Genomic DNA, 15,374 nt, shown 5'->3' on the forward strand with positions numbered 1-15,374 from the left:
GGTGCGGCGGAGTCGTGAGGGGATCGGTCACACCGAAGGGTGGAGGTTTCGGTTCCGTGTCGCCGGGTAAAGCCACGATGACATGGGAGCGCTCCCATGGTCCGGAACCCCACAGCCGGAAAACGGAGACCACATAATGCATTGTCATGACCGGGCTGAGTCCTCCCGTGTGCCCTTCCGCGCGGCGTTAGTCCTGCTCTTCGCCGGGCTGCTCGCGCTGCTCCCCTGGAGCAACAACACCGCCTCGGCGCACGGCGCCATCGTCAGCCCCGGCTACCGCGCGTACCTGTGCCACGAGCGCTGGGGCAGCGACCACCTGAACCCCAACATGGCGCAGGAAGACCCGATGTGCGCCCAGGCCTGGCAGGCCAACCCCAACACCATGTGGAACTGGAACGGCCTGTACAAGAACAACGTGGGCGGCAACTTCCGTGCCGCCGCCCCCGACGGGCAGCTGTGCAGCGGCGGCAACGCCGAGAGCGGCCGCTACCGGTCGCTGGACGCCGTGGGCGCCTGGAAGACGACCGACGTCGGCACCAACTTCACGATGCGCCTGTACGACCAGGCCAGCCACGGTGCCGACTTCTTCCAGGTCTACGTCACCAAGCAGGGCTTCGACGCCACCCGCCAGCCGCTGACCTGGGGCAACCTGGAGCTGGTGAAGACCACCGGCCGCTACGCGCCCGCCCAGAACATCTCCTTCGACGTGAGCGCCCCCGGCCGCAGCGGCCGCCACATCGTGTACACGATCTGGCAGGCCTCGCACATGGACCAGGTCTACTTCCTGTGCAGCGACGTGAACTTCCGGTGATCCGCTGAACCCTCGGCGGTGACATCGGTAGTGGTAGGCCCCGCCGGGCGCCCGGGCGTCCGGCGGGGCCGCGCTGTGTGCGCGTCCCGGAGACCCCGGGGGCGTGTGCGGCCGGACGGAGCCGTACGCCGGTCCGGCGGCGGTCACCCCGCCGCGCGGCCGGCCCGCTCCACCAGCAGCCAGCCGGCCACCGTCATCGCGACCGCGGCCGGGGCGGTGATCCGTACCGCCACCAGCAGCGCGCCGTGGCCCGCCGGCAGGCCGTCGAGACCGGTCACGGACAGGCCCAGCACCCCCAGCGCGCACAGGGCCGCGCCCAGCGCGGCGGCCGGGACGGCGGCGCGCGGGAGACGGCCGGAACGAGGCGGGGAAACGGGGGACGGGCCGGGGACGGCAGTGGCGGCGGGGCGCTCGAAGCGCCGGAAGACGGCCACCAGCAGTGCGGTGAGGAGCGCCGCGGCACCGATCCGGACCGGGGCCCAGGCCCACCAGGCGGCGCTCGCCGGGGCGGGCAGGGGGAGGCCGAGGGCGAGCAGCAGCCCGTACACGCCGAACAGCGCGGTGAGGTGCCACAGGAAGGCCGTCATGGCCACCCCGTTGGCGGCGACCACCGCGCGCCACACCCGGGGCCGCGCCAGCAGCCGTGCCGCGGGGGCGCGCAGCAGCTCCACAGCGCCCACCAGCCAGGCGGCGTGGCAGAGCAGGGCCAGGGTGGGCGGGGACATGTTGCCGACCGGCTCGCCCGACATGCCCACCATCGACAGCGGATACGGTCCCCACGCCACCAGCGCGGCGGCCGAGGCCAGCCCGCCCAGAGCCAGGGCAGCCGGGACGCGCCGGTCCGGCCCCAGCCGTCCGTCGGCGCGCAGGATGCCCAGCTGGTGGACCGCGAGCCAGACCAGGGCGAGGTTGAGGAACTCCACATACGGCATCCCGGCGGCGAAGCGCAGCAGGTCCACCATCGCCGCCCCCCAGACGAGCGCGGCGAACACCCCCCAGCCGTACCGCGCGTTCAGCCGCAGCATCGGCGGGGTGAGGGCCACCAGCGCCAGGTAGACGCCGATGAACCACAGCGGCTGGGTCACCAGCCGGGCGGCGGTGTCCCACAGCGGGCCGTCGCGGCCCGTGAAACGGACGGCCAGCGCGGCCGCGCACCACACCGCGGTGAAGACCATGGTCGGACGGAGCAGCCGCTGGAGGCGGGCGCGCAGGAAGGCCGGATAGCGCGGCGTGCCGGGCGGCAGCCGGCGGTCCAGTGAGCGGTGGGACAGCGCGTGTGAGAAGCCGCCGACGAGGAAGAACACCGGCATGATCTGCAACAGCCAGGTGGCGGGCTGCAGTTCGGGCACCACGGCCAGCAGGTTGTCCACCGTCACGCGTGCGCCGTCCGGTCCGCCGGACCCGGCCGTGACCGCCGCCATCAGCCAGTGGCCCAGCACCACCGTGCCGAGCGAGGCGACGCGCAGCAGGTCGATGTAGCGGTCGCGGTCGGCGGGCGTCGCCGCGGCGAGCGCGCGGACGCCGGACACCCCGTGTCCTTCGGTGCCGGCGTCGGTGCCGTCTCCTGTGCGGTGTGCCGTCCCCCTGTTGTCCATGCCCGGCAGCCTGACGGCTCCGGCCACCCGTTCGACACGGCGCCCGTACTCAGAATCCGGCTGAGTACGTCGACCGGGCCCGCCGTACCCGGGGATCCCCGGGTACGGCGGTGGGGTGCTCAGCGCACCATCGCCCCCGGCGCCGGACCGGTGGCGGTACGGGCGGTGCGGCAGGTGCCCGACAGCCGCAGCTCCCGGGCGACCGCCGTCGCCGAGGCGGCGTCCGCCGCCAGGAAGGCGCAGGTCGGGCCGGAACCGGAGACCAGGGCGGCCAGGGCGCCCGCCGCCGTGCCCACCTTGAGGGTGTCGGCCAGCGAGGGCAGCAGGGACAGCGCCGCGGGCTGCAGGTCGTTGGTCAGCGCGGCGGCCAGCGCGTCCGCGTCCCCGGCGCGCAGGGCGTCCAGCAGCGCGGCCGAGGGCTCCGGCGCGGGGACGTCGGCGACGCCCGCGCCCGCGCCGTGCCGCTCGCGCAGCCGGTCGCACTCGCGGTAGACGGCCGGGGTGGACAGCCCGCCCTCGGCGACGGCGAACGCCCAGTGGAAGGTGCCGCCCACCTCCAGCGGGGTCAGCACCTCCCCCCGGCCCCGGCCCAGGGCCGCGCCGCCGGTCATCGAGAACGGCACGTCCGAGCCCAGTCCGGCGCAGATCGCCAGCAGCTCCTCGCGCGGGGTGCGGGTGCCCCACAGCGTGTCGCAGGCCAGCAGCGCGCCCGCCGCGTCGGCACTGCCGCCGGCCATGCCGCCCGCGACGGGGATGTCCTTGGCGATGTGCAGGCGGACGTCGGGGGAGCGGCCGTGGTGCAGGGCGAGCGCGTAGGCGGCGCGGACGGCCAGGTTGGTGTGGTCCAGCGGGACCTGGTCGACGTCGGGTCCGGAGCAGGTCAGGAGCGGGCCCTCGCCCTCCGGGGCCGGGGCGGCGGTGATCTCGTCGTACAGGTCGACGGCGAGGAAGACGTTCGCCAGGTCGTGGAAGCCGTCCGGCCGCAGCCCGCCCACCGTGAGCTGCGCGTTCACCTTGGCGGGGACGCGTACGGTGACCGGCGCGCCCGGGGTTCCGGGGGCGGCGGCGCTCATGTCCGGGGTGCTCATGCGGTGCTGCCCTTCCGCTCCGCGACGGCCGCGAAGTCCTCGATCGTCAGTGCCTCCCCCCGGGCCCGGGGGTCGATCCCCGCGGCCCGCAGCGCCGCCTCGGCCGCCGCGGCCGAACCGGCCCAGCCGGCCAGCGCGGCGCGCAGCGTCTTGCGGCGCTGCGCGAAGGCGGCGTCCACCACGGCGAAGACCTCCTGCCGGGTGGCGGAGGTGCGCGGCGGCTCGCGCCGGACCAGCGAGACCAGCCCGGAGTCCACGTTGGGCGCCGGCCAGAACACGTTCCGCCCGATCGCCCCGGCCCGCCGCACCTCCGCGTACCAGGCGGCCTTCACCGACGGCACCCCGTACACCCGGGAGCCGGGCTCGGCCGCGAGCCGGTCGGCGACCTCCGACTGCACCATCACCAGCCCGTGCTCGAGGCTCGGGAACGTCGCCAGCATGTGCAGCAGGACGGGCACCGCCACGTTGTAGGGCAGGTTGGCGACCAGCGCGGTGGGCGCCGGGCCGGGCAGTTCGGTGACGCGCAGCGCGTCGCGGTGGACCAGCGCGAAGCGGTCGGCGCGCGCCGGCAGCCGGGCGGCGACGGTCGCGGGCAGCGCGCCCGCCAGCACGTCGTCGATCTCCACCGCCGTCACCCAGGCCGCCTCCGCCAGCAGCGCCAGCGTCAGCGACCCCAGCCCGGGCCCGACCTCCACCACCACGTCCGTGGGACGCACCCGCGCGGTCCGCACGATCCGGCGGACGGTGTTGGCGTCGATGACGAAGTTCTGGCCGCGCTGCTTGGCGGGGCGCACCCCCAGCGCGGCGGCCAGCTCGCGGACGTCGGCGGGACCCAGGAGGGCGTCGGTGCCGGGAGGACCTGACGGATCCGCCGGGCCGGGGGGACCGGGCGGGCCGGAGGGGGAGGGGGCCGCTGAGCTCACCGGTGCAGTTTACGGCCGCACACCGGCCAGGGCGCCGCGCCCTGGCGCACGTACAGCTTCTTCGCCAGCCGGGTCTGCTCGGCGGGCGGGGCGTCCTGCGGCCGGCCGGTACCGCCCAGCCGCCGCCAGGTGCGGGTGTCGAACTGGTACAGCCCGCCGTACGTGCCGGTGGGGTCCACCGCGTCCGGCCGCCCGCCGGACTCGCAGCGGGCCAGGGCAGCCCAGTCCAGGCCGTCGGCACCGCGCTCCGCGCGCGGCTCGGCGGTGCCCACCCGGATCACCCGCGGCTCCGGTTCGCGCACCACCGCCGCGGCCGTCCGCCGGGGCCGCTGCCGTACGCCGTCCACCGCGCGCACCTCGCGGGTGATCCGCCGCAGCCCTGCGCGGCCGGGCCGCTCCACCACCTCGGTGCCCCGCGGCAGGGCGGGGTCCGGGCGCCGCACGGTGCGGTACGGGACCGGCTCCTCGTGGACCTCCGTGGTGTCGGTGACGCGCCGGACGGTGACCGTCTGGCCCTCGCGCGGGAAGGAGTCCAGCGGCGCGGACACCCGGTCCGCGCAGCGCACGCCGTCCCCGCAGGCCCGGCGCAGGCCGATGCCCGCCTCGGCCATCGCCTCGCGCACGGTCGCGGCGTTGGTGCGGACGGTGTGCTCGCGCCCGTCGGCCAGGAAGGTCACGGTCCGCTCGGTCCGCACCCGCAGCGCCAGGCCGCCACGGCCGATGGGCCGGTCGCCGGGCACCGACAGGTACGCGCCCTCGGGCCGCACCCCGAGCCGCCGCAGCGCCCAGGCCACGGTGGGGGCGGTGGTCCACACCCGCCGCTCGCGACCGTCCACGGTCAGCGCGAGGGGGCGGGCCCGGCGGACGGTGACCCGGTCGCCGTGGGCGAGCGCCGTGCCGGGGGCGGGGGAGACGGCGTCGTGCTCGCCGAGCTCCACGCCCTCGTCCGCCAGCAGCCCGGCGACGTCACCGGCGAAGGTGTGCAGGGTGCGCCGCTCGCCCTCCACGGTCAGCTCCACGGCCTTGTCGTGGGCGAGGAAGGCGGTGGTGCCGCCGGTCAGGAAGGCGAGGACCAGTGCCCGGGGCAGCAGGGCGCGCAGCGCCGCGGGGCGCCGGCCGGCCCGCCGCCGGGCGTGCGCGGCCCGCCGCCCCCTGCGTCCTCCGGCCCGGCCCCCGGCGGGCGGGGGGACGTACGGCGGGGGGACGTACGGGTCCGCGGGTGGCGGGACGTACTCGTACCCGGGTCCGTACTCCCCGTACGAGGGGGGACGGGGATCGGCCGCCTCCCATGCCCGCGTCTCCCACGGCTGGTCCCACTGCTGGTCCCATGACTGGTCCCACGGCTGGTACGGAGAGGTGGCGGGGTATGCGGGCTCGTACCCGTACCCGTGCTCGTACGGCAGGGTCTCCTGCGGATGGCTCACGACGCGACTCCAAGGGTCCAGGTGGCCGGACCCTAGCGGAGCCTCCGTCACTCTCCCAAGTTGTATGAATACCCGGAGTGACGCCCTTCCGGGCCCTCAGTACCCGAAGGCGCGTGCGGTGTTGGCCGCGACGTGCCCGGCCAGCTTCTCCTCGTCCAGCCCCTTCACCTCGGCCATGGCGCGCAGCGTGTACGGGATCAGGTACGGGGCGTTGGGGCGTCCCCGGTACGGGGCCGGGGTCAGGAAGGGTGCGTCGGTCTCCACCAGCAGCAGCTCGGGCGGCGCGACGGCCAGTGCGTCGCGCAGCGGCTGGGCGTTCTTGAAGGTGACGTTCCCGGCGAACGACATGAACCACCCCCGCTCGGCGCACACCCGCGCCAGCGCCGCGTCGCCGGAGAAGCAGTGGAAGACGGTCCGCTCGGGGGCGCCCTCCTCGGCCAGGACGCGCAGCACGTCCTCGTGGGCGTCGCGGTCGTGGATCACCAGCGCCCTGTCCAGCCGCTTGGCCAGTTCGATGTGGCGGCGGAAGGAGTACCGCTGGGCCGCGCGCCCCTCCTCGCCGGTGCGGTAGTGGTCCAGGCCCGTCTCGCCGACGGCCAGCACCTCCGGCCGGGCGGCCAGCTCGGCGATCCGGGCCAGCGCCTCGTCCAGGGCCGCGCGCCCCCCGGCGGCCTCGATGCGCGGCGCCTCGTTCGGGTGCAGGGCGACCGCGGCCCACACGTTCTCGTGCTCGGCGGCGGTACGCGCGGACCAGCGGGAGCGCTCCAGGTCGCAGCCGACCTGGATCAGGGTGGTCACGCCGACCGCGGCGGCCGCCTCGACCGCCTCCCCGACGGTGGTGTCCTGCATGTCGAGGTGGGTGTGCGAGTCGGCGACCGGTACGGCCAGGGGCGCGGGCGGCGGCGCGGGCCGGACGGGCTTCGCGCTCTTCCGCGCCCCGGCCGCCCCGGCCGTCTTGGGGGACTGCTCCATACGGCCGATCCTAGGCGGCCCGGCCGCACCACCCGCCGCGCGCCCGCCGGCCCGGGCCGGCGGGCGCGGCCGTCAGGGCCGCTCGCGCGGCAGCGCGTGCTCCACCGCGGTCACCCGCCCCGCCCCCATGATCCGCACCACGTGCGTCTCACACGCCGGGCAGGCGGGACGGGTCAGCGGCGACGGCACCCGCGCGCCGCTCGCCGGGTCGTGGTAGGTGACGAAGGGGCGTCCGTCGAGGTCGGTGTGGTGCCGGATGTCGTACGCCTGCTCCCAGCCGTGTCCGCAGTGCATGCAGGCGAACGAGTACTCCTCGTGGGCGGCCGGGTGCCCGGGGGGCGTGTGCCTGGGGTCCATGGGAACCTCCTCCCGCTTTCTCCCAGTGGACTCCTCGGATGCCCGAAATGCACGGATGTGACCGATCCTTTATGCGATTCCCGGCCACACCCGCCGGGGCCGCTCCCTCCGGAGCGCCTCAGCCGGCCCCCGGCCCGGCCCCGGGCCCGGCGCTCTTCGCGGCGACCACCGCGTCGAACACCTCCCGTTTGGGCACCCCCGCCTCGCGCGCCACCGCCGCGATGGCCTCCTTGCGGCGCTCTCCGGCGCTCTCGCGCACCGCGACCCGGCGCACCAGCTCCGCGGCGTCCAGCCCGCCCGGGACCGCGGCGGGCGCGCCCTCGACGACGACGGTGATCTCCCCCCGCACACCCTGGCGCGCCCACTCGGCCAGCTCGCCCAGCGGGCCGCGCCGCACCTCCTCGTACGTCTTGGTCAGCTCCCGGCACACCGCGGCCCGGCGCCCGGCGCCGTAGACCTCCGCCATGGCCTCCAGCGCGGCGGCCAGCCGGTGCGGGGCCTCGAAGTACACCAGGGTGCGGCGCTCCCCGGCCGTCTCGCGCAGCCGCGCCTGCCGCTCGCCGGCCTTGCGCGGCAGGAAGCCCTCGAAGCAGAAGCGGTCCACCGGCAGTCCCGACAGCGCCAGCGCGGTCGGCACGGCGGACGGCCCGGGCACGGCCGTGACCCGTACGCCGCGCTCGACGGCGGCGGCCACCAGCCGGTAGCCGGGGTCGGACACCGAGGGCATGCCCGCGTCCGTCACCAGCAGCACCCGGGCGCCGCCGGCGAGCGCCTCGGCCAGTTCGGGCGTCCGCGCCGCCTCGTTGCCCTCGAAGTACGACACCACCCGCCCGGTGACCTCGACCTCCAGTGCCCGGGTCAGCCGCCGCAGCCGCCGGGTGTCCTCGGCGGCGACGATGTCCGCCCCGGCCAGCTCGGCGGCCAGCCGCGGCGGCGCGTCGGCGACGTCGCCGATGGGGGTTCCTGCCAGTACGAGTGTTCCGCTCACCCGGCCATCCTCCCAGGCGTCCGCCCGGCCCTGTCCCGGTCCCGCCCGCCCGGTGGCACCGGGACGGGGCGGGGCGGCCGCGGACCGTTCCCTACGATGGCCCGCGTGACCAGTGACACCGCTACTCAGGCCCGGCACGGGGAACCCGCGCGGGAGCGGCCCCCCGCGTGGCGCGAGCGGCTGCGGCGCTACGGGTACGCGCCGCCCGCGCGGGCCGGCGTCCGGGAGCGCCTCGTACCGCCGTACCCGGAGCCCGGCCGGAGCCCGGTGTGGGGCCTGTTCGGACTGGACGGCCGGGACGCGCGGCGGCTGGGGCGCCTGACGGGCTGGGGCGGGCCGCTGCTGGTCGCGCTGTTCGCCGGGCTGCTGAGGTTCTGGAACCTCGGCTCCCCGCACGAGGTGATGTTCGACGAGACCTACTACGCCAAGGACGCCTGGGCCCTGTACAAGCTCGGCTACGAGGGCACCTGGGCGGACAGCGCCAACGACACGATCCTGGACAACCCCGCCGCCGCCCCGCTCGGCGAGACCGCCGCGTACGTGGTGCACCCCCCGGCGGGGAAGTGGGTCATCGCCCTGGGCGAGATGATGTTCGGCCTGAACCCGTTCGGCTGGCGGTTCATGGTCGCGGTGCTCGGCACCCTGTCGGTGCTGATGGTCTGCCGCATCGGCCGCCGCCTCTTCCGCTCCACCGCCCTGGGCTGCCTGGCCGGCGTCCTGCTGGCGGTGGACGGGCTGCACCTGGTGATGAGCCGCGCCGCGCTGCTCGACCTGGTGCTGATGTTCTTCGTGCTGGCGGCCTTCGGCTGCCTGCTGGCCGACCGGGACGCGGCCCGCGCCCGGCTCGCCGCGGCCCTGCCGCCGGACGGACGGCCCGACGCGGGGGTGGGCGGGCTGCTGAACCTGGGATGGCGGCCCTGGCGGCTCGCGGCCGGGGTCTTCCTGGGGCTGGCCTGCGCCACCAAGTGGAGCGGCGCGTACGTGCTGGTCGCCTTCGGACTCCTCGTCGTCCTGTGGGACGTCGGCTCCCGGCGCACCGCCGGGGCGCGCCGCCCGTACCGGTCGGTGCTGCGGCGGGACGCCGGGCCGGCCTTCCTCGCCCTGGTGCCGGTGGCCGTCGCCGTCTACCTGGCCTCCTGGGCCGGCTGGCTGGCCGGCCGGGACGGCTACTTCCGGACCTGGGCGGAGGGCCGCAAGGGGCTGTCGCCGGAGCTGGGGCCGCTGCCCCGGTTCGACCTGACCTGGGTCCCGGAGTGGCTGCGCAGCCTGTGGCACTACGAGGCCGAGGTCTACCGCTTCCACGTCAACCTGACCTCCGAGCACCCCTACCAGTCCCATCCCTGGAGCTGGTTGGTGGACGCGCGCCCGGTCTCGTACTTCTACGAGTCCGCCGAACGGGGGGAGAACGGCTGCACGGCGGAGGGCGGCTGCGCCCGCGAGGTGCTCGCCCTGGGCACCCCGCTGCTGTGGTGGGCGGCCTGCTTCGCGCTGCTGTACTGCCTGTACCGCTGGGCGCTGCGCCGCGACTGGCGCGCGGGCGCGATCCTGTGCGGGGTGGCGGCCGGCTATCTGCCGTGGTTCCTGTACCAGGAGCGGACGATCTTCTACTTCTACGCGGTCGTCTTCGTGCCGTTCCTGTGCCTGGCGCTGGCCATGATGATCGGCGCGATCCTGGGCCCGCCCGGCAGCACGGAACGGCGGCGGGCGGTCGGCGCGGCGGGTGCGGGGGTGCTGGTGCTGGCGATCGTGTGGAACTTCGTCTACTTCTATCCGGTCTACACCGCCCAGCAGCTCCCCAAGGACGCCTGGCAGGGCCGGATGTGGCTGGACACCTGGGTCTGACGGGCCTCCCGTCCCCCGGTCCTCCCCGTTCCCCCGGACGCGGGGCGTGCGTCCGTGAGTCCGCCCCGCCCGCTGCCGCGCCGCGCGCCGTGCGGGGCACACGGGGGGCACACACAGGCGCCGCCCGCCGGAGGAACCGGCGGGCGGCGTCATGAGAGGGTCAGAACGGAAACCGACGTGGAAGCGTCAGTCGACGTTCTTGTTCTTGTTCTTGTTCTCGGCCTCGGCCTCGGCACCCGCCGCGGCTCCGGTCTCCTGGCCCTGACCCTGGCCCTGGGCCTGGTGCTGCTCGGGGGCGAGGACGATCTTCGCCTCCTTCTCGACCTTGTGCACCTTCTTGATGTGCGTCTCCTCCTCGTAGTTCTCGGAGCAGTCGATGTTGTTGTTGGCGCCGGACAGGATCCGGAGGTCGATGACCTCGATGATGTCGCAGCTCAGGATCCGGCTGTCGTTCTCGAACTTCGCGCCGTCCTGGGCCTGGGCGACGGCAGCCCCGCCCGCGAGGGCCATGGCGGCGGTGAGCGAAACGACGAGCGACTTCTGCAGCTTCATGCGGTCTTGTCTCCTTGACGAGAGAAGGAAGTTTCCGATGATCCCCGGCCACCGCCGAGCGGCCGAGGAGTCGGTTTCCGGAGTACTGTCACCATGCGGCCGGTCCACCGGAAGGCGGGAGTGACCCCCACATCGGCGACATTAACCGACCGAATCCACAGAAGCGTGTTTTTCGCCGCTTGCGTGTCTTGCGGAAAGTTCGTCGCCGACTTCGCCAACCAGTGAACGAGACGGGGTCCCGGGTTGTTACTACTCCAATTAGGTGGTGCTGTGGATTCGGTATTCAACGGGTGCATGGAAAACGGCGGGAGGCCGCCTCCGGTGAACCCGGAAGCGGCCTCTGCGGGCCAGGGCCGGTTTGCGCCGACGGTGGCGTCAGTGCTTGTACGACTTGACGCTCTCGACCCTGACCTCCTTCTCGTAGTTCTGCGAGCAGTCGATGTTGTTGTTGGCGCCGGACAGGATCCGGACGTCCAGGACTTCCAGGGTCAGGCAGGACAGGACCTGGGAGTTGTTCTGGAACTTGGGTCCGTCGGCGTGGGAGACGCCGGCGCCGGCGGCCACCAGTGCGGCGGTGGAGAGCGAGACGGCCGCGGTCCGCTTCAGGTTCATGGGTGCATACCTCCGATGTACGAATGTTCGAATTCGCTTCGCGGGCTTGTTCCGCGTAATGCCGGAACTCGTTCGCCCGGTACACGGTAGATCCTGCCGTGTGCCGATATCCCGTTCTTCTGCGCTGTACGTGTCGCGGCTCCGGGCAGCCGGGAGCCGCGCGGCCCCGCGCCGCAATGAGCCGGAACGGTGAATCGGTCTCTGCTTCGACCGTGACAACGACGGGGCGGGATTCCGGGTTTCGTCTTCGAAAGAGTGAAGAACATGTCCGCCGGTCGGCGGAATGCATTGCCCACGGTTATTCCCGCGCGGCCTGCCGCGGGAGGAACCCGCCGGCTTTCCCGGCGCCGGAACACCGCCGGGACGCCACCGGACCGGCCGGTTCCCGGGCCCCGCCCGGGATGCCCGGCGGGGTGCGGGGGCACGCGGAACCGGCTGTTTTTCACCCGAACGAATCCCACCGTGCCGCGGCGGCCGGGGGTCACCCCTCGATCTGACTTGTGTCACACAAGTGCTCTAGGGTTTCGTCACAGGCTCCCGGCGGGACCGGCCGGGGCAGGGGCGGAGGTTCGGACACTCATGCGTGACGGTCGGAAAGCAGTGGTGATCGGCGCGGTCTTCACCGTGCTGGTCGGAGCCGCCGGAGTCGGGGCGTACACCCTGGTCGGCGACAGCGGCCTGGACGCGGTGATCGCCAACGGTCCGGCCGACGGGGGGAAGGAGACCGGTCCGCCGTCCGAGGAGGAGATCCGGGAGACGGCGGAGAAGTTCCTCGACGCCTGGCAGGCCGGGAAGACCGAGGAGGCCGCGGCGCTCACGGACGACGAGACCGCCGCCGCCGAGGCGCTCACCGGCTTCCGCGAGGACGCCGGGGTGACCGGGGTGACCCTCGCCCCCGAGCCCGCCTCGGGCACCACCGTCCCCTTCACCGTGACCGCCGAGGTGGAGCACGGGAAGGAGCGCGCCGAGTGGGTCTACAAGTCGGATCTGGCCGTCATGCGGGACACCGGAACCGGTGAGGCGGTCGTCGACTGGGAGCCGTACGTACTGCACCCCGAGCTCCAGGCGGGCCAGACCATCGAGACCGGCGAGGCCGATGCCCCGCCCGTCAGGACCGTGGACCGCAACGGCACCGAGCTGACCGCCGAGGCCCACCCCGAACTGGCCGCGACCCTGGCCGACCTGCGCAAGCGGTTCGGCGACAAGACCGACGGGAAGCCCGGTGTCGCGACCCGGATCGTCGGCGCCGACGGCAAGGACGTCAAGACCCTCAAGAAGTTGAGCGAGGGCACCCCGGGCGAGCTGCGCACCACCCTGGACGCGCGGGTGCAGAAGGCCGCCGTCCAGGCCATCGCGGACAGGCCCAAGGCGTCGGTCGTCGCGCTGAAGGCCAGCACCGGCGAGATCCTGGCGGTCGCCAACACCCCGGCCGACGGCTTCAACACCGCCTTCCAGGGCTCCCTCGCCCCCGGCTCCACGATGAAGGTGGTGACCGCGTCGATGCTCCTGGAGAAGGGCCTGGCCGCCAGCGGCAGGCAGCACCCCTGCCCGAAGGAGTTCAACCACGGCGGCTGGCCGTTCCACAACCTCGACAAGTTCGAGATCAAGGGCGGCACCTTCGCCCAGTCCTTCTCCGCCTCCTGCAACACCGCCTTCATCAGCCAGGCCGGGAAGCTGGCCGACGACGACCTCACCAAGCAGGCCCGCGAGGTCTTCGGCATCGGGCTGACCTGGGAGGTCGGCACGACCACCTTCGACGGTGCGGTGCCCGTCCAGTCCGACGCCCAGATGGCCGCCTCCCTGATCGGCCAGGGCGGCGTCCGGGCGAACCCGCTGATCATGGCCTCGGTGTCGGCGACGGTGAAGAACGGCGTGTTCAAGCAGCCCTACATCGTCTCCCCCGAGGTGGACGGCCGCACCCTGACCAAGGCACCGCGCACCCTCTCCCCGGCGGTCGCCCAGGAGCTGCGCTCCCTGATGCGGCTGACGGCCACCAGCGGCACGGCCGCCGAGGCGATGGCCGGCACCAGCGGCGACATCGGCGCCAAGACGGGCTCGGCGGAGGTGGACGGCCAGGAGAAGCCCAACGCCTGGTTCACCGCCTACCGCGACGACATGGCCGCGGCGGCGGTCATCCCGGCCGCCGGCCACGGCGGCACGAACGCCGGCCCGGTCGTGCGCCAGGTACTCAACTCCCTGAACTGACCCGGCCCGGCGCCGGTGCCGTTCCGGCCGCCCGCCCCGGCCATTCCCGCCCCGTCCGTACGGCCCGCGCGAAACCGCCTCGCGCGGGCCGTTCCCGTCCGGTTAACGTCGTCCGCATGGAACAGCCCGCCGTCTCCGCCCCCGGCGCACCGCCCGCCGCCCACCCGCGCTTCGCCTCCGCCCTCGTGTCGCTGGGCCTGGCGGACATCGAGGTGCGGGCCTTCCCCGAGGGCACCCGTACGGCCGCCCAGGCGGCCGAGGCGATCGGCTGCGAGCCGGCCGCGATCGTCAAGTCGCTGGTCTTCACCGCGGACGGCGAGCCGGTGATGGTGCTGATGGACGGCGCCTCCCGGGTCGATGTGGAGCGGGTACGGCGCGAGGTGGGCGCGGACACGGTCAGGCGCGCCGATGCCGCGACCGTACGCGCCGCCACCGGTTACGCGATCGGTGGCGTGCCGCCCTTCGGGCACGCCACCGAACTGCGCGTGCTGGCCGACCGCGGGCTGCTGGCCCGCGATGTGGTCTGGGCGGCGGCCGGCACCCCGCACACGGTCTTCCCCATGGCGCCGCGGCACCTGGTCGACCGCGCGGGCGCCACCGTTGTGGACGTCCGTGAGGAGGGCGCCACCGGGACCCCGGCGTGACGCCGCGTCCCGGGGCCGGCGTTGACGTCGGCGTCAGGGTCTGGCGTCGGGGCATGCGGATCGGGGAGCTGGCGAGACGTGCGGGTACCACCACCCGCGCCCTGCGGTACTACGAGTCGCCGGGGCTGCTGCGGGCACGCCGTACGGCCAACGGATACCGCGACTACGGCGAGGAGGATCTGCGGCTGCTGCGGCAGATCCGCACACTCCAGGACTTCGGCTTCGAACTGGAGGAGACCCGCCCGTTCGTGGAGTGCCTGCGGGCCGGACATGCGACGGGAGACGCGTGTCCCGCGTCCCCGGAGGCGTACCGCCGCAAGCTGGCCGAGCTGGACGACTGCATCGACCGGCTGCGGACCGTACGGCGGGAGATCGCCGCCCAGCTGTCCCGCGCCGGAGCCGCGGTGTCTGCTGTCGCCTTGCTAGCCCCCCGGACCGCGCGGATCCGCGACGGACGGGCCGCCGGACACCGCGGCCCGGAAGACCAGGGAGATCCGGGAGACCGGGGAGAGGGGGACAGGGGCGTGGCGCTGACACAGGAGCTGACGGAGGTCACCGACGCGACGTTCGCCGGGGAGGTGCCGGCGGCCGAGGGGCCTGTGCTGGTGCAGTTCACCGCCCGGTGGTGCGGTTCCTGCCGGATGACCGCGCCGGTGCTGGCCGAGGTGGCCCGCGAGGAGGCCGGGCGGCTGAAGGTGGTCCGGCTGGACGTGGACGCGAACCCGGAGACCACGGTGGCGTACGGAGTGCTGTCCGTGCCCACCCTGCTGGTCTTCCGCGCCGGTGAGCCGGTGCGGTCCCTGGTCGGGACGCGTACGAAGCGGCGGCTGCGCGCGGAACTCGCCGAGGTGCTGTGACGGCACCGCCCGGCACGCGGTGCCGCCGCGGCCGTCAGGGGCGGGGCGGCACCGCGCAGGCGGGGGTCGAGCCGGGCATGCGGTACCGGTTGGCGGCCACCCACCGGTAGCCGAGCCGGGCGCAGCGGCGGATGCCGGGGAGGGCGAGGAACGCCCCCGCCGCGCGGTACCGCCGCTTCGGCGAGGACCGCAGATACGCGGAGACCGCCTCGGCCCCGCCGGCCGCCGCCCGTCCGCCGTCGAGGAGCAGCACCTCGCGGCCCAGCCGCGCCAGATGGGGCCGGGTGATCCGGTCGGGCAGCGACTGCCAGGGCGCGGCGGGAACGGCGGGCGCGGCCCGGGCGACGAGGAGGGCGACGGACTTCTGGCAGAAGCCGCAGTCCCCGTCGAACGCCAGCACGGCGGACGGGAGTTCACGCTTCCCCATGGGAAACCTCCGGTACCGGGACGGCGGGGCCGCGTCCGCGGCCCCGGCAAACCAGGCTACGACGGCCGCGAACCCCG

Annotated in this window: 14 protein-coding genes and 2 pseudogenes; 6 read left to right on the plus strand and 10 right to left on the minus strand. The window is 74.5% G+C overall.

Going from position 1 to position 15,374, the window contains the following annotated elements; translation table 11 throughout:
* The first annotated feature begins 136 nt into the window (after window positions 1-136).
* Window positions 137-811: a lytic polysaccharide monooxygenase auxiliary activity family 9 protein gene (locus tag V1L54_RS03445; RefSeq protein WP_330116327.1), complete on the plus strand. Its 675-nt coding sequence runs from the start codon at window positions 137-139 to the stop codon at window positions 809-811.
* A 143-nt stretch (window positions 812-954) separates the two neighbouring features.
* On the opposite strand, the gene V1L54_RS03450 is transcribed toward V1L54_RS03445, so the two are convergent.
* The 7 genes from V1L54_RS03450 to rsmI form a co-directional block, all read right to left on the minus strand.
* Window positions 955-2,406, minus strand: a complete 1,452-nt coding sequence (locus tag V1L54_RS03450; RefSeq protein ID WP_330116328.1) for an acyltransferase family protein — start codon at window positions 2,404-2,406, stop codon at window positions 955-957.
* Between the two features lie 119 nt (window positions 2,407-2,525).
* Window positions 2,526-3,494 (minus strand): 4-(cytidine 5'-diphospho)-2-C-methyl-D-erythritol kinase, encoded by a 969-nt coding sequence (locus V1L54_RS03455; protein ID WP_330116329.1) that lies wholly within the window; start codon window positions 3,492-3,494, stop codon window positions 2,526-2,528.
* Window positions 3,491-4,330, minus strand: a complete 840-nt coding sequence (gene rsmA / locus V1L54_RS03460; RefSeq protein ID WP_330116451.1) for a 16S rRNA (adenine(1518)-N(6)/adenine(1519)-N(6))-dimethyltransferase RsmA — start codon at window positions 4,328-4,330, stop codon at window positions 3,491-3,493. The genes V1L54_RS03455 and rsmA overlap by 4 nt, the downstream gene beginning before the upstream one ends.
* Before the next feature lie 83 nt (window positions 4,331-4,413).
* Window positions 4,414-5,841, minus strand: a complete 1,428-nt coding sequence (locus V1L54_RS03465) for a resuscitation-promoting factor (protein ID WP_330116330.1) — start codon at window positions 5,839-5,841, stop codon at window positions 4,414-4,416.
* Between the two features lie 96 nt (window positions 5,842-5,937).
* Entirely contained in the window at window positions 5,938-6,813 is an 876-nt protein-coding gene (locus V1L54_RS03470) for a TatD family hydrolase (protein ID WP_330116331.1), read from the minus strand.
* Window positions 6,814-6,885: 72 nt separating this feature from the next.
* Window positions 6,886-7,170: a hypothetical protein gene (locus V1L54_RS03475; protein ID WP_330116332.1), complete on the minus strand. Its 285-nt coding sequence runs from the start codon at window positions 7,168-7,170 to the stop codon at window positions 6,886-6,888.
* A 118-nt stretch (window positions 7,171-7,288) separates the two neighbouring features.
* Window positions 7,289-8,158: a 16S rRNA (cytidine(1402)-2'-O)-methyltransferase gene (rsmI, locus tag V1L54_RS03480; RefSeq protein ID WP_330116333.1), complete on the minus strand. Its 870-nt coding sequence runs from the start codon at window positions 8,156-8,158 to the stop codon at window positions 7,289-7,291.
* Window positions 8,159-8,254: 96 nt separating this feature from the next.
* Here rsmI and V1L54_RS03485 point away from each other — a divergent pair, with 96 nt between their 5' ends.
* Window positions 8,255-10,000 carry a dolichyl-phosphate-mannose--protein mannosyltransferase gene (locus tag V1L54_RS03485; protein WP_330116334.1) on the plus strand — a complete coding sequence of 582 codons (1,746 nt, stop codon included), beginning with the start codon at window positions 8,255-8,257 and terminating at the stop codon, window positions 9,998-10,000.
* 186 nt (window positions 10,001-10,186) lie between these two features.
* Here V1L54_RS03485 and V1L54_RS03490 read toward each other — a convergent pair whose 3' ends face one another.
* Both V1L54_RS03490 and V1L54_RS03495 read right to left on the minus strand, forming a co-directional pair.
* Entirely contained in the window at window positions 10,187-10,552 is a 366-nt protein-coding gene (locus V1L54_RS03490; RefSeq protein ID WP_330116335.1) for a hypothetical protein, read from the minus strand.
* Between the two features lie 375 nt (window positions 10,553-10,927).
* A complete protein-coding gene (locus V1L54_RS03495; protein WP_330116336.1) occupies window positions 10,928-11,164 on the minus strand; it encodes a hypothetical protein in 237 nt (78 codons plus the stop codon).
* A gap of 579 nt (window positions 11,165-11,743) precedes the next feature.
* On the opposite strand from V1L54_RS03495, the gene V1L54_RS03500 reads away from it, so the two are divergent.
* From V1L54_RS03500 to V1L54_RS03515, 4 genes and pseudogenes are all read left to right on the plus strand, one after another.
* Window positions 11,744-13,369 carry a penicillin-binding transpeptidase domain-containing protein gene (locus V1L54_RS03500; RefSeq protein ID WP_330116337.1) on the plus strand — a complete coding sequence of 542 codons (1,626 nt, stop codon included), beginning with the start codon at window positions 11,744-11,746 and terminating at the stop codon, window positions 13,367-13,369.
* 116 nt (window positions 13,370-13,485) lie between these two features.
* Window positions 13,486-14,013, plus strand: a complete 528-nt coding sequence (locus tag V1L54_RS03505; protein WP_330116338.1) for a YbaK/EbsC family protein — start codon at window positions 13,486-13,488, stop codon at window positions 14,011-14,013.
* Window positions 14,014-14,066: 53 nt separating this feature from the next.
* A pseudogene (locus V1L54_RS03510) lies at window positions 14,067-14,426 on the plus strand (MerR family transcriptional regulator); the annotation flags it as partial.
* Between the two features lie 144 nt (window positions 14,427-14,570).
* A pseudogene (locus V1L54_RS03515) lies at window positions 14,571-14,870 on the plus strand (thioredoxin family protein); the annotation flags it as partial.
* Window positions 14,871-14,904: 34 nt separating this feature from the next.
* On the opposite strand, the gene V1L54_RS03520 reads toward V1L54_RS03515, so the two are convergent.
* Window positions 14,905-15,297 carry a thiol-disulfide oxidoreductase DCC family protein gene (locus V1L54_RS03520; RefSeq protein WP_330116339.1) on the minus strand — a complete coding sequence of 131 codons (393 nt, stop codon included), beginning with the start codon at window positions 15,295-15,297 and terminating at the stop codon, window positions 14,905-14,907.
* Window positions 15,298-15,374: the final 77 nt, after the last annotated feature.

Origin of the sequence: Streptomyces rubellus (assembly GCF_036323805.1) — a bacterium.
Classification (GTDB): domain Bacteria; phylum Actinomycetota; class Actinomycetes; order Streptomycetales; family Streptomycetaceae; genus Streptomyces.

What these genes read in the sequence shown, in the direction of transcription:
- V1L54_RS03445 (WP_330116327.1), top strand. Translation starts at nt 137, where the DNA reads ATGCATTGTCATGACCGGGCTGAGTCCTCCCGTGTGCCCTTCCGCGCG.
- V1L54_RS03470 (WP_330116331.1), bottom strand. Translation starts at nt 6,813, where the DNA reads ATGGAGCAGTCCCCCAAGACGGCCGGGGCGGCCGGGGCGCGGAAGAGC.
- V1L54_RS03520 (WP_330116339.1), bottom strand. Translation starts at nt 15,297, where the DNA reads ATGGGGAAGCGTGAACTCCCGTCCGCCGTGCTGGCGTTCGACGGGGAC.
- V1L54_RS03495 (WP_330116336.1), bottom strand. Translation starts at nt 11,164, where the DNA reads ATGAACCTGAAGCGGACCGCGGCCGTCTCGCTCTCCACCGCCGCACTG.
- V1L54_RS03500 (WP_330116337.1), top strand. Translation starts at nt 11,744, where the DNA reads ATGCGTGACGGTCGGAAAGCAGTGGTGATCGGCGCGGTCTTCACCGTG.
- V1L54_RS03490 (WP_330116335.1), bottom strand. Translation starts at nt 10,552, where the DNA reads ATGAAGCTGCAGAAGTCGCTCGTCGTTTCGCTCACCGCCGCCATGGCC.
- V1L54_RS03450 (WP_330116328.1), bottom strand. Translation starts at nt 2,406, where the DNA reads ATGGACAACAGGGGGACGGCACACCGCACAGGAGACGGCACCGACGCC.
- V1L54_RS03455 (WP_330116329.1), bottom strand. Translation starts at nt 3,494, where the DNA reads ATGAGCACCCCGGACATGAGCGCCGCCGCCCCCGGAACCCCGGGCGCG.
- V1L54_RS03475 (WP_330116332.1), bottom strand. Translation starts at nt 7,170, where the DNA reads ATGGACCCCAGGCACACGCCCCCCGGGCACCCGGCCGCCCACGAGGAG.
- V1L54_RS03505 (WP_330116338.1), top strand. Translation starts at nt 13,486, where the DNA reads ATGGAACAGCCCGCCGTCTCCGCCCCCGGCGCACCGCCCGCCGCCCAC.
- V1L54_RS03485 (WP_330116334.1), top strand. Translation starts at nt 8,255, where the DNA reads ATGGCCCGCGTGACCAGTGACACCGCTACTCAGGCCCGGCACGGGGAA.